This window comes from Arthrobacter sp. 2RAF6 (genome assembly GCF_052115205.1).
Classification (GTDB): domain Bacteria; phylum Actinomycetota; class Actinomycetes; order Actinomycetales; family Micrococcaceae; genus Arthrobacter.
Window position 1 is genome coordinate 1 of the sequence record NZ_JBFRGF010000031.1, and the last position, 12,742, is coordinate 12,742.

Below are 12,742 nucleotides of genomic sequence, written 5' to 3' on the forward strand. Positions count from 1 at the left end.
CGCTCCTCCTACCGCGCCGGACGCCTCTGGGCCACCGCGATGCGCAAGAAAGGCCGCGAAATCCCCGCCCACCTGGCCCACATCGCCGAAGGCATCCAGGACTCCGGCACCACCCGCCAGGAAGCCCGCACCCTCCTCGCACACCACGCATAGCACGTCGGCTAAAGCACGGTCAAAGGACCGGACCCGGGACAAATCCGGCGTCCGGTCCTTTGGCATAAATCACGTAGAATTAAGGCACTATGGCGAAATCCCCTGATTCCAGCAACTCGACAACATCGGCTGCCGACGCTCCCAAGCGCGGCTTGTTTTCCCGCAAGCCCAAGGAAGCCAAGGCCAAGAAGCCGAGCCAGCTGAAGCAGATCGGCGAGGTCTTCAAGATGACCCGCCGCAACGACCCCATCGTCGTGTGGCTCATGCTGCTGGCGTTCCTTGGCGTCGTTGCTGTCAGCCTCGTCGTCGGGCTCCTCCTGAGCAACTGGGTCACAGGCCTGATCATCGGCATCCCCTTGGGCCTGCTGGCAGCTGTCTTCATCCTCTCGCGCCGCGCGGAACGGGCTGCCTTCGCGCAGATCGAGAACCAGCCCGGAGCTTCCGGTGCGGCTTTGGGGACCCTGCGCCGCGGCTGGATCACTGAGGACCAGCCAGTCGCCGTCAACCCGCGTACCCAGGACGCTGTCTTCCGCGCCATCGGCCGTCCCGGCGTCGTGCTGGTCAGCGAAGGACCGTCGCACCGCGTCAAGCCGCTGGTTGACGCGGAGCGCAAGAAGCTCGCCCGTATCCTGCCGAACGTCACCATTCACGTGATCGAAAGCGGTCGCGGCGAAGGCCAAGTGCCCATCAGCCAAATCGCAAAGACCATGAACAAATACAAGAACGAGCTCACCAAGGTTGAGGTCGGCGCGGTCAGCAAGCGGATCTCTTCGCTAGGCAACCGCCTGCCGATCCCCAAGGGCATCGATCCCTACAAGGCACGCCCTGACCGCAAGGCAGCACGCGGACGCTAACCAAGACGACAGCCGCCCGTTCCTGGAATCTCCAGGAACGGGCGGCTTTTTTGTCCGCGTAAATGTTACATCCGAATGAGGATTGTGTTCATGGCCCTGTCGTGGAGGCCACGCTGGTCGGGATCGAAAACAACCGCAGGAATCACCAGGCACAGGAGGATCGTCCTGACCAGGGCAGCCAAGGGTCCTGCCTGTGTTCCTCCGAGCCGTACCACGTGGATACCGGCAACCCGGTGTCCGATGCTGTAGCCCAGCGTGCCGATGAGAAGGATCTGTTCCACCGCGAAGACGGCGAGTGTCGCCCACTGGTTGCCACCGAAGGCAAAGTTGCTGATCACCAAGGCAATGACCCAGTCGATGCAGATTGCCAGGATGCGACGGCCGGCCCGGGCCATGGAGCCGGGGCCGGACTCGGGCAGGCCGAGCCGCGCTCCCGGGTACTTGGAGATTCCGGACGTGTCCGGCCCTGTGAGCCATGAACCAATATCTTTACGATCAACCACGCTTCAAGCTTACGGCTTCACCATCGGATGGTTGGCGGTGGTGGTCGCAGGTGGTGGAACGTTCACAGTGTTCGCAAGGAAACAGACACACAGGCGTAAGACATAGACTGGCACTGCAGTAGACCAGTAGCGTTTACACGGCAGGCAGTTCTGTAACCTGCCCGAAACAATACTGACACTCCGGGGAAATCCCATTTCCCTATGGTTGGAGAAGTTGCTAGCCGCCGCATCAGGGATACTTTTTTGTTTCCCTGCTTTCGGTTTGCGCTGGACCAGACGGCCCCAGGGCCTGTTACCTGTTATGCGTTAGGAGCATAGATGTTCAAGACTGCGGACGAAGTCCTCAAGTTCATCAAAGACGAAGACGTTAAATTCGTCGATATCCGCTTCACCGATCTTCCGGGCGTCCAGCAGCACTTCAATGTGCCGGCCAAGAGCGTTGACGCTGACTTTTTTGTCAACGGCCAGCTCTTTGACGGATCTTCCATCCGCGGTTTCCAGGGCATCGCCGAGTCCGACATGCAGCTCATTCCGGACGTAACCACGGCCTTCATCGATGCCTTCCGCATCGAAAAGACCCTCGCGCTGAACTTCTCCATCGTGAACCCCCGCACGGGAGACCCCTACCACCGCGACCCGCGCGGCGTGGCCGAAAAGGCCGAAGCTTACCTGGCCTCCACCGGCATTGCGGACACGGCATTCTTTGCTCCCGAAGCTGAGTTCTACGTCTTCGACAACGTCCAGTTCGAATCCTCCCCGCAGGGTTCCTTCTACAAGGTCGACTCGATTGAAGCCCCGTGGAACACGAGCCGCGAAGAAGAAGGCGGAAACCTCGGTTACAAGACCCCCTTCAAGGGCGGCTACTTCCCGGTTTCCCCGGTTGACCACCAGGCTGACCTCCGCGACGCCATGTGCCTCGCCCTGGACGAAGCAGGCCTCGAAGTCGAGCGCTCGCACCACGAAGTCGGCGCCGCAGGTCAGGCTGAGATCAACTACAAGTTCACCACGCTGGTGCACGCTGCTGACGACCTGCAGAAGTTCAAGTACGTCATCAAGAACACCGCGTGGGAGTACGGCAAGTCCGTAACCTTCATGCCGAAGCCGATTTTCGGTGACAACGGCTCGGGTATGCACTGCCACCAGTCCCTCTGGAGCAACGGTGACCCGCTGTTCTACGACGAGAAGGGCTACGCCGGCCTGTCCGACACCGCACGTTGGTACATCGGCGGCCTGCTGAAGCACTCCTCCGCTGTGCTCGCCTTCACCAACCCGACGGTCAACTCCTACCGCCGACTGGTCAAGGGCTTCGAAGCTCCGGTCAACATGGTCTACTCGCAGGGCAACCGCTCCGCCGGCATCCGCATCCCGATCACGGGCTCCAACCCGAAGGCCAAGCGCATCGAGTTCCGCGCTCCGGACGCCGCCTCCAACCCGTACCTCGCGTTCGCCGCCCAGCTCATGGCCGGTATCGACGGCATCCGCAACCGCATCGAGCCCCCGGCTCCGATCGACAAGGACCTGTACGAACTGCCTGCCGAGGAAGCCAAGGACATCCCGAAGGCTCCGGGCTCGCTTGAGGAAGCACTCGAGGCCCTGCGCGAGGACAACGAGTTCCTGCAGGCCGGCGGTGTCTTCACCCAGGACCTGATCGACACCTGGATCGAGTACAAGTACGAGTACGAGATCCGTCCGCTGTCGCTGCGCCCGAACCCGTACGAGTTCGAGCTCTACTACGGCGTCTAGTAACACCGCAAGAGGCACATGGAGGGCCACGGTTCATTTTGTGAACTGTGGCCCTTTTCCTTTTAACGTCCACAGACGCTAAAAGCGTCGACAGGCGCAAGCCCACAAAAAAGAACGGCCGTGTCCGTTAAGACACAGCCGTCCTTTTGTAAAGGCCCCGGATCGCCGGGGCCGGACCCCCAATTTTTCCTACACCCGCCGGCGCCCGCCAATCAACCTGAAGAGGAAGACGACAATCGCCAAGACGATCAGTATCGGGGCGATCCAGAGAAGGAATCCCAGGGCCTTGACAGTTCCGCCAATGATAAAGAAAAGGATCGCGATGACCGCGACGATTCCGAGGATGACATTCATGATGTACCTTCCGTTTCAGTCGTAAACATTCTGATGATTGCCTTTATCGCTGTGCAAACCTCAGCAACCTTACTGTAAGCATGCTTATTATTCCAATCCGCCAACACCACCTCCCCGCCAAACCTTCGCTCACCTGACAAGGCCCCGGACGACTACTCCAAGCCGCTGCAGTTGCTGGCCCGAGCCATCCGCTTCGTTGACCCATCAGCAATAGGGCCGTGGAATACCGGAGCCGTCCCGAGTTGAGCGAAGCCCAGCCCGTCTGACGCTCGCTCACGTATGTTGCTCTTTCCCGGGACGCTCCCTCACCAATGACCCCCTTCCCCCAAACCACCGCTCACCTAAATTGAAGAACATGTCCACCTTGAGGTCATAGCTGCAGGAGCGTTGCCCAGATGGACGGCCTAAGTGAGCGAGCGTCCGGCCAAACACCCACACGCGTGAGCGAGCGTCCGGCCAAAACCCCACACAAGTGAGCGAGCGTCCGGCCTGCGCCGCGGCGCCGCGACAGTGGCGCATTTCCGCATTTCCGCATTTCCGACCAGACCGGGCATATGTGCTCAGTTCTGCCAGTCCGAAGACCCTGTCGCCGCCGTGGACGTCGTGGTACGTTCAGCCTGATCAGGATGCTCAAGAGAGTCCTCATCCCTTCCGGCTCCTGACGCAACTTCTGAAAGCGGAGGCATACGATGACAACCTTGATGATCTTCCATGAGGTCGACGACGTTGAGCACTGGCTCAGCTCACCGAAACGGGAAGAAATCTTCGGGCCCCTGGGCTTCACAGTTCGAACCTTCGTCGACCCCGGAAAAACCAACCGTGTTGGTTTAATCGTCGAAGTCCCGGACATGGAAACATTCCAGCGGATGATGGAGTCCGAAGTCGCGGCCGAGGCCATGAAATTCGACGGCGTGCGCCCGGAAACGATCGTGACGCTCGTCGAGTCCTAGATACGGCCTAGCCGCCGAAACCCCGGTACATAGTCCATTGCGGACCGGAGGAACCACCCAGGTACCTGCCCGTCTGGAGAAAACCCGCTTTTGCGTATGTAGCCTGGGCGGCGGGATTGCGTTCGTTAACCGAAAGTACGACGCCGTCCTGCCCGCCGCCCAGCCTCGCTGTCAGCTTCTGCGCTTCCCGGGCCGCAGCTACAGCCGACAGGGAGCCTAGGCCCCTCCCCTGGCGCGTCTGGTCGATCAGGAACCCGCGCAGGAGCCACGCGGAATCGTCGTCGGGCCATCCAGCCAAGGTCGCGGCACCGGCCTGCAAGGTGAAGACTCCGACGGCGGCACCGGCCGCTTCGATCACGTACGGCAGGCGGCTTTCGTCTTCGAGGCCCATGAGCATCATCTTGAACGGATCCCCGACGAAGTCTTCCTGCCCCGCGGCCAATTCCATCGCCGCGACGTCGCCGAGCTTGATGGCGCGGGCATCGTCGTCGAGATCCTTCAAGGGAATGAGCCACACGGTTTCCAGCATCCTTCGAGCTTAGCCGCCTCCGCACTGCGCGGGGCGGCTGGAGCGGGAGCTCACTGGCCGTAGAAGTCCTTCTCAAACACGGCCCGGGTCCGCCGGCTCAGGCGCAGATAATCCTCCTCGAACACCGCGGCTTGCCCGGGAGCGTAACCACACCACCTGGCAACGGCCTCCAGATCCCTGCGGGATGCCGGGAGGAGATCGGATGCACGCCCGGTGCAGATCACATTCGCCGATCGGATACGGCTCGCGAGCCGCCAGGCTTCGCGTAGCAACACGATGTCACTCCTGTCGATCAAGCCCAACGACTCAATCGCGTCAAGGGCCCGCAGGGTGGAAGTCGTCCGGAGTTGCGGATGCTTCCCTGCGTGTTGGAGCTGCAGCAGCTGCACAAGCCATTCGACGTCGCTGAGTCCGCCCCTGCCGAGCTTTACGTGCCTGGCGGGATCGGCGCCTCTCGGGAGCCGTTCCGACTCGACCCGTGCCTTGACGCGTCGGATCTCGCGCACATCTGTTTCTGCGAGTGATTCCGGGTAGCGGATCGAGTTGATGAGCCGGAGGAACTCGGCGGCCAAATCGTCGTTGCCGGCCATTGGCTGGGCCCGCAGCAGCGCCTGGGCTTCCCAGATGAGGGACCACCGCCGGTAATACTCCGCGTATGACTCGAGGGAACGGACCATGGCCCCGTTCTTCCCCTCCGGGCGAAGATCGGCGTCGACGCTGAGGACCCGCTCCGCCAGGATGGCCGGTTTGAGGGGTTGGGTCAGCAACGTGGAAATGTGTCCCACAATGGCAAGGGCTTGTTGCTGGGCTTCGGATTCACTCGCGCCGGGGAGAGCGCGGTGGACGTAGATGACGTCGGCGTCCGAGCCGTAGCCGATCTCGCGTCCGCCTTGCCTGCCCATGGCAACCACCAGTACTTGCGTCGTGAGCGGCCCCTCAGCAGCCACGATGGCCTCGGCGACGTGCAAGGCGCCCAGAACCGCGGCCCGGTCGGCATCGGCCAATGCCGCGCCCACTGCGTCCTGTTCCAGGAGGCCGGAACTGTCCGCGATGGCGATACGGAGGATTTCCCGGCGCCTGATGAGCCGGATGAGCCGCATCGCGTTCGCTGGATCGGCGTGGCGCGACATCTTGGACTGGATTTCCTGCCACTGCGCTTCGAAGCTAAGCGGCATAAGTTCCTTGTCGGCACCAAGCCACGCAACGGATTCGGGGGAAACCTCCAGGAGATCAGCGATCAGCCGTGAGTTGGAGAGCACGTGGCAAAGCCGCTCGGCCGCCGCTTGGGAGTCCCGGAGCATCCCGAGATACCAATGGGTGGTTCCGAGGGCCTCGCTGACGCGGCGGAAGGCGAGCAGTCCGGCGTCGGGATCCACACCTTCGGCGAGCCAGCCGAGAAGGATGGGGAGCAGTTGCCGCTGCAGGGCGGCGCGGCGGCTGACCCCTGCCGTGAGGGCCTCGATGTGGCGCATGGCGCCTTGCGGGTCGCGGTAACCAAGTGCTGCGAGCCGGCCTTGGGCGGCTTCCGGAGTGAGCCGGGCGTCTTCGGTGCTCAGCTTCGCGGCCGTGTTGAGCAGCGGCCGGTAGAAGATCCGATCGTGCAGTTCGCGAACGGACCGTTTGGTCTTCTGCCAGGTTTCGATCAGGGCGTCAGGATGAGGCCTCCCTGTGGAAAAGGGCCCCAGGACGGCCTTTGCGAGGAAACGCAAGGACTCCTGGCTCGTAGGCATCAGGTGGGTGCGGCGCATCTGGAACAACTGGATGCGGTGCTCAAGAACCCGCAGATAGCGGTAGGCGGCGTCGAAGGCCGCGGCGTCCACCCGGCCGATGTAGCCACCGGCGGACAGCGCGGATATTGCCGACGTTGTATCCCGGCAACGGAGCGTTTCATCGGACTTTCCGTGGACGAGTTGCAGGAGCTGCACCGTGAACTCGACATCGCGCAGCCCGCCGGGACCGAGCTTGATCTGGCGCTGTTCTTCCGCCGGGGCGATGTTGTTCGTCACCCTGCGGCGCATCGCCTGCACCGATTCCACGAATCCTTCCCGGCCGGCCGAAGCCCACACGAGCGGCTGCACGGCCTGTTCGTAACGTGAGCCCAGATCCCTGTCCCCTGCGATCGTCCGGGCCTTGAGGAGCGCTTGGAACTCCCAGCTTTCAGCCCACTTCGCGTAGTAGCTCAAGTGAGAGGGCAACGTCCTGACCAGGGGACCCGATTTCCCCTCGGGCCGCAGGTTCGCGTCGACCTCCCACAGCCCGGGTTCGGATCCCGTGGACGAAATGGCCCGGGAGATCCCGGCGGCCAAGGCCGTACCGATGGTCGCAGCCTCGGCGTCCTCGAGGTCCGGCGCCTCGATCACGTAGATGACGTCGACGTCGGAAATGTAGTTGAGCTCACGGGCCCCGCATTTGCCCATGCCGATGACGGCCAGCCCGACGCCGGCAATATCGGCGGGATCGAAAGTCGCTGCGGCTTCTGCCCTGGCAACCGCCAGGGCCGCTTCTATCGCCGCACCGGCGAGGTCGGCCAGTTCGGCGCCGACGGCGGGCATGAAGTCCTGGGGACTGGCGGCGCAGAGGTCCTTGATGGCCAGTTCGGTCAGCCCGCGCCGGTAAGCCGTCCGGAGGGAGGTGTAGGCGCTGGCTCCCGTCATCGCCGCGACGGGCCGGGGAGAGTTGGGGTCTGCCTTGACCGATCGGAGCAGCTTCGTCCGCAGCTCGCCGGCGTCGGCGGACAAGGGTTCCGGGCTGACGCGGACATCGAAGACGTCCAGGTGTTCCGGATGCCTGATCAGGAACTCCCCCAAGGCCTCGGATGCCCCCAGCAGGCGGTAAAGCGGTTCGCTGCGATCCGGGTGCTCCCCCGCGAGCTGCCTGAGCGAGGGATGCTTCTCAATCAGACGGACGAGCGACTGCAGCGCGGTGTCCGGATTGGCGCTCAGGTGCAGACCGGCAAAGATCGTGTCCTGGTCGATGCCGTCGAGTTCACGCGCGGCAAGGAACCGTTCACCCTTTTCAAGATCGCTGAAACCGGCCGAGATGAGCCGACGGGCCAGGCTCACACTCACAGCCTAGAGAATGCCGAGATTGCGCTTGAGCTCGTAGGGCGTGACCTGGAGCCGGTAGTCCTGCCACTCAGCACGCTTGTTGCGCAGGAAGTGGTCAAAGACCTGTTCGCCGAGGATGTCCGCCACGAGTTCCGAATCCTCCATGGCGCGGATGGCATCGTGGAGGCTGGCCGGCAGTGGCGTGTGACCCATCGCCTTGCGCTCGGCCGTGGTCAGCGACCAGACGTCGTCTTCCGCCGCAGCCGGAAGGTCGTAGCCTTCCTCGATGCCCTTGAGCCCGGCACCCAGCAACACGGCGTAGGCGAGGTACGGGTTGGTGGCGGAGTCAATCCCGCGGTATTCGATCCGTGCGGACTGGCCCTTGCCCGGCTTGTAGAGCGGCACACGAACCAGGGCGGAACGGTTGTTGTGGCCCCAACTCAGGTAGCTCGGCGCTTCGCCGCCGCCCCAGAGACGCTTGTACGAATTGACGAACTGGTTGGTCACGGCGGTGAATTCCGGCGCGTGGTGCAGGATACCGGCGATGAACTGGCGCGCGGTCTTGGACAACTGGAATTCGGCGCCGGCCTCGTAGAAGGCATTGGTGTCGCCCTCGAACAGCGAGAAGTGCGTGTGCATGCCTGAACCCGGGTGGTCCGTGAACGGCTTGGGCATGAACGTGGCGTAGGTGCCCTGCTGCAGGGCCACTTCCTTGATGACCGTGCGGAAGGTCATGATGTTGTCCGCCGTCTGGAGGGCGTCAGCATAGCGGAGATCGATCTCGTTCTGGCCGGGTCCGCCCTCGTGGTGGCTGAACTCCACGGAGATGCCCACGGATTCAAGCATGGTGACGGCCGTGCGGCGGAAGTCCTGTGCCACACCGCCGGGCACGTGGTCGAAGTAGCCGCCCTCGTCAACGGGAACAGGAACGCCGTTGGCGTCGAGGTCCTGGGACTTGAGGAGGTAGAACTCGATCTCAGGATGCGTGTAGCACGTGAAGCCCATGTCCGCGGCCTTGGCCAGGGTGCGCTTGAGCACGTTCCGGGGATCGGCAGCCGACGGCTCGCCGTCGGGGGTCAGGATGTCGCAGAACATCCTGGAGGTCTGCTCGGTTTCACCACGCCACGGAAGGATCTGGAACGTGGAGGGGTCCGGCTGGGCCAGCATGTCGGATTCGAAAACCCTGGCGAGGCCCTCGATCGCCGAGCCGTCGAAACCAAGGCCCTCCTCGAAGGCGCCTTCCACTTCTGCCGGCGCAAGTGCCACCGATTTCAGGGAACCGACGACGTCGGTAAACCACAAGCGTACGAAGCGCACATCACGCTCTTCGATAGTCCGCAGAACGAACTCTTGCTGGCGGTCCATGGGGCCTCATTTCCGGGTCAACGTCCATGCCGCGGGTTCGGGGGTCGAAGCCGACGACAACTCAGCATTCACTCTACTAAGCATTGGCCCGGAATGGCTGCACCCCCAGTTCGCGTAACACAGCGTTTACAAATGTGAGGCTGCCCATGCGCCGGTGGCTAGGACGGCCGGTACCGCATACGCTCTATTCATGGCCCCAAGCAACAGTTCCGATTCCAGCATGCCCGCCGAAGTTCCTGCGCCTTACGGAACCGGACCTGCCGATGCAGGTTCCGGGGCTTCAGCGGACGCTTCAGCGCCGAAGCCCGCCGCCAGGATCCGCACCCATCACCTTCAGCAGGCCAAGGCCAGGGGTGAGCGCTTTGCAATGTTGACTGCCTACGAGCAATACACGGCTGAAATCTTCGACCAGGCCGGCATCGAGGTCCTGCTGATAGGCGACTCGGCCTCCAACAACGTCTTCGGCAACGAAACCAGCCTCCCTGTGACCGTCGACGAACTCCTCCCCTTGTGCCGCGCGGTGGCCCGATCCGCCAAGCGTGCCTTGGTAGTGGCAGATCTTCCCTTTGGCAGCTACGAAGTGTCGCCGGAGCAGGCAGTGGCAACAGGTGTTCGCTTCCTGAAGGAAGGCCTGGCGCACGCCGTCAAGATCGAAGGCGGCGCGTTCTATGCGGGAACTGTCCGGGCCATGGTCCAGGCAGGCATACCCGTCATGGCGCACATCGGCTTCACGCCCCAGAGCGAACACTCGCTGGGCGGCTACCGCGTCCAGGGCCGGGGCGATGACGCCGCGCGCCTGGTCGAAGACGCCATTGCCCTCGCAAATGCCGGAGCCTTCTGTGTGCTCATGGAGATGGTTCCCGCGGAAACCGCAGCCGCCGTCGACGCAGCCATTGACGTGCCGACCATCGGAATCGGCGCGGGCAACGCAACCACGGGACAGGTCCTGGTATGGCAGGACATGGCCGGACTGCGCGGCGGCAAGATGGCCAAATTCGTGAAGCAGTATGCGGATCTGCGCACCACCCTGGGGGAAGCAGCGAAAGCGTACGCCGACGACGTCAGGTCCGGTCAGTTCCCCGGCCCGGAACACTCCTTCTAGGAGGACACAGCTTCAGTCCTCGTCGTCCTTGTCCCACGCTTCGTTGCGGGCCTTGACCTTTTCGAGGGCATGCTCCGCTTCTTCGCGGGTCTTGTAAGGACCGATCAGCTGGGACCAGTCGGACAACGCGTCCTCTTCGATTTGGTGTGTCTGAACGTTGTACCAGAACTCCGCCACGGTTACTCCTTTGCGAATCCCGCCGTAACCTCGGCGGGGCCGGTTGCCCTTCGTCCGGGCCGATATTTAGCTACTTAGTTACTTGCGTCTCGCGCGTCCCTTATATGATCAATCTATGCCTTCTCCCGCTCTGACCGCACCCATCGGCACGCTCACCCGTGGAACCGTCAGCCCGCAGCTGCCTGTACCGGCGTCCATCCCGCGCCCGGAGTATGTCGGCAAGCCGGGACCCGCGAAGTTCACCGGTTCAGAGGTCAAATCGGCGGAAACCATCGAGAAAATCCGCATCGCCAGCAAAATTGCTGCCGAGGCGATCGTCGAAGTCGGCAAGCACATCGAGCCTGGCGTTACGACGGACCAGTTGGACCGGATCGGCCACGAGTTCATTCTGGACCACCACGCCTACCCGTCAACGCTTGGCTACCGGGGCTTCCCCAAATCCCTGTGTTCCTCGCTCAACGAGGTCATCTGCCACGGCATTCCGGACAGCACCGTCGTACTGGACGGCGACATCCTGAACATCGACATCACGGCCTACATCAACGGCGTCCACGGCGACACGAACTACACCTTCCTGGTGGGAGACGTCGACGACGAGTCCCGGCTCCTGGTTGAACGTACCCAGGAGTCGCTCAACCGGGCCATCAAGGCCGTAGCGCCGGGCCGCGAAATCAACGTGATCGGCCGGGCCATCCAGTCCTACGCGAAACGCTTCGGCTACGGCGTGGTCCGCGACTTCACCGGCCACGGCGTCGGCGAGGCCTTCCACACGGGCTTGATCATCCCCCACTACGACGCCGCGCCGGCCTACAACACCGTGATCGAAGCAGGCATGGTCTTTACGATTGAACCCATGCTCACCCTCGGAACGATCGAGTGGGACATGTGGCCCGATGAATGGACCGTCGTCACCCGCGACCACAAGCGGACCGCACAATTCGAACACACCCTGTTGGTCACCGAGACCGGCGCCGAAATCCTGACTCTTCCTTAAGCTCTCCGGAAGGTCACCTGCAGCCGTTCGTGCTGCGACATGCCCACCCCTCCTGCCATGAACGGAAACGCATTGACCAAGAAGGATGAGAAGATCCACAAGAACGGCCCGCTGATCGGCATCGACGTCGGTGGCACCGGTATCAAGGGCGGCATCGTCGATCTCAAGAAGGGCAAGCTGCTCGGGGACCGCCTCCGTATCCCCACGCCGCAGCCCGCCACCCCCGAAGCCGTCGCCGAAGTGATCGCACAGATCGTCGAGGAATTGTCGGCCCGCGAGGATGCTCCGGCCAAGGGTTCGCCCGTGGGAGTTACCTTCCCCGGAATCATCCAGCACGGCGTGGTCCGCTCTGCCGCCAATGTGGACAAGTCCTGGCTCGACACCGACATTGATACGCTGCTCACCAAGCGCCTGGACCGGCCCGTCGAGGTCATCAACGACGCCGACGCAGCCGGTCTCGCTGAAGCCCGCTACGGCGCAGGCGAAGGCGTCGACGGCACGGTCCTGGTCATCACGCTCGGCACAGGCATCGGCTCAGCCTTCATCTTCAACGGGCACCTCGTGCCCAACGCCGAGCTCGGCCACCTCGAAGTGGACGGCCACGACGCCGAAACGAAGGCATCCGCCGTCGCGCGTGAACGCGACGGCTTGAGCTGGGAAGAGTACAGCGTGCTGCTGCAGCGCTATCTCTCCCACGTCGAGTTCCTGTTCTCCCCCGAACTCTTCATCATCGGTGGAGGTATTTCAAAGCGTTCGGACGAGTACTTCCCCCATCTGAATCTACGGACCCGCATCGTCACCGCTGAACTGAAGAACGACGCCGGAATCGTGGGGGCCGCGCTGGACGTCGCCCTCCACCACAAGCTCGCCAAGTAGCACGGCAACCTTCCGGATGGACGACGGCGTGCCCGACGTCGCGATTGCTCAACGGCAATCGCGGCGGGGTACGCCGTCGTCGTCAACTGCTCCGG

12 protein-coding genes and 2 pseudogenes are annotated in these 12,742 nt (G+C 63.0%); 8 read left to right on the forward strand and 6 right to left on the reverse strand.

The window, feature by feature from the left end:
• A pseudogene (locus AB4Z38_RS18775) lies at positions 1-153 on the forward strand (lipoyl synthase); the annotation flags it as partial.
• Positions 154-242: 89 nt separating this feature from the next.
• Entirely contained in the window at positions 243-1,007 is a 765-nt protein-coding gene (locus AB4Z38_RS18780; protein ID WP_441431114.1) for a DUF4191 domain-containing protein, read from the forward strand.
• A 65-nt stretch (positions 1,008-1,072) separates the two neighbouring features.
• On the opposite strand, the gene AB4Z38_RS18785 is transcribed toward AB4Z38_RS18780, so the two are convergent.
• Complete coding sequence (locus AB4Z38_RS18785; protein ID WP_441431115.1) at positions 1,073-1,510, reverse strand: RDD family protein; 438 nt, start codon at positions 1,508-1,510, stop codon at positions 1,073-1,075.
• Between the two features lie 318 nt (positions 1,511-1,828).
• On the opposite strand from AB4Z38_RS18785, the gene glnA reads away from it, so the two are divergent.
• A complete protein-coding gene (gene glnA / locus AB4Z38_RS18790) occupies positions 1,829-3,253 on the forward strand; it encodes a type I glutamate--ammonia ligase (RefSeq protein WP_441431116.1) in 1,425 nt (474 codons plus the stop codon).
• Positions 3,254-3,442: 189 nt separating this feature from the next.
• Here the strand turns inward: glnA and AB4Z38_RS18795 are convergent, their stop codons facing one another.
• Complete coding sequence (locus tag AB4Z38_RS18795) at positions 3,443-3,607, reverse strand: hypothetical protein (RefSeq protein WP_441431117.1); 165 nt, start codon at positions 3,605-3,607, stop codon at positions 3,443-3,445.
• Between the two features lie 135 nt (positions 3,608-3,742).
• On the opposite strand from AB4Z38_RS18795, the pseudogene AB4Z38_RS18800 reads away from it, so the two are divergent.
• Both AB4Z38_RS18800 and AB4Z38_RS18805 read left to right on the forward strand, forming a co-directional pair.
• Positions 3,743-3,873: pseudogene (locus tag AB4Z38_RS18800) on the forward strand (pseudouridine synthase); the annotation flags it as partial.
• 423 nt (positions 3,874-4,296) lie between these two features.
• A complete protein-coding gene (locus tag AB4Z38_RS18805) occupies positions 4,297-4,557 on the forward strand; it encodes a hypothetical protein (RefSeq protein ID WP_441431118.1) in 261 nt (86 codons plus the stop codon).
• 7 nt (positions 4,558-4,564) lie between these two features.
• On the opposite strand, the gene AB4Z38_RS18810 is transcribed toward AB4Z38_RS18805, so the two are convergent.
• Genes AB4Z38_RS18810 through AB4Z38_RS18820 form a run of 3 tightly spaced genes read right to left on the reverse strand, consistent with a single transcriptional unit; the run spans position 4,565 to position 9,498 of the window.
• Complete coding sequence (locus tag AB4Z38_RS18810) at positions 4,565-5,086, reverse strand: GNAT family N-acetyltransferase (RefSeq protein WP_441431119.1); 522 nt, start codon at positions 5,084-5,086, stop codon at positions 4,565-4,567.
• Between the two features lie 50 nt (positions 5,087-5,136).
• Entirely contained in the window at positions 5,137-8,148 is a 3,012-nt protein-coding gene (locus AB4Z38_RS18815; RefSeq protein WP_441431120.1) for a bifunctional [glutamine synthetase] adenylyltransferase/[glutamine synthetase]-adenylyl-L-tyrosine phosphorylase, read from the reverse strand.
• A 9-nt stretch (positions 8,149-8,157) separates the two neighbouring features.
• Complete coding sequence (locus tag AB4Z38_RS18820) at positions 8,158-9,498, reverse strand: glutamine synthetase family protein (RefSeq protein WP_234753871.1); 1,341 nt, start codon at positions 9,496-9,498, stop codon at positions 8,158-8,160.
• Positions 9,499-9,688: 190 nt separating this feature from the next.
• Here AB4Z38_RS18820 and panB point away from each other — a divergent pair, with 190 nt between their 5' ends.
• Positions 9,689-10,600, forward strand: coding sequence for a 3-methyl-2-oxobutanoate hydroxymethyltransferase (gene panB / locus AB4Z38_RS18825; protein ID WP_441431121.1), 912 nt, complete (start codon positions 9,689-9,691; stop codon positions 10,598-10,600).
• A gap of 12 nt (positions 10,601-10,612) precedes the next feature.
• On the opposite strand, the gene AB4Z38_RS18830 is transcribed toward panB, so the two are convergent.
• On the reverse strand, positions 10,613-10,777 hold the full coding sequence (locus AB4Z38_RS18830; RefSeq protein WP_234753867.1) for an SPOR domain-containing protein: 165 nt from the start codon (positions 10,775-10,777) through the stop codon (positions 10,613-10,615).
• A 115-nt stretch (positions 10,778-10,892) separates the two neighbouring features.
• Between AB4Z38_RS18830 and map the strand changes: the two genes are divergently transcribed.
• Both map and ppgK read left to right on the forward strand, forming a co-directional pair.
• Positions 10,893-11,771, forward strand: coding sequence for a type I methionyl aminopeptidase (gene map, locus AB4Z38_RS18835; protein ID WP_441431122.1), 879 nt, complete (start codon positions 10,893-10,895; stop codon positions 11,769-11,771).
• Between the two features lie 72 nt (positions 11,772-11,843).
• Entirely contained in the window at positions 11,844-12,647 is an 804-nt protein-coding gene (ppgK, locus tag AB4Z38_RS18840) for a polyphosphate--glucose phosphotransferase (protein WP_284983882.1), read from the forward strand.
• Positions 12,648-12,742: the final 95 nt, after the last annotated feature.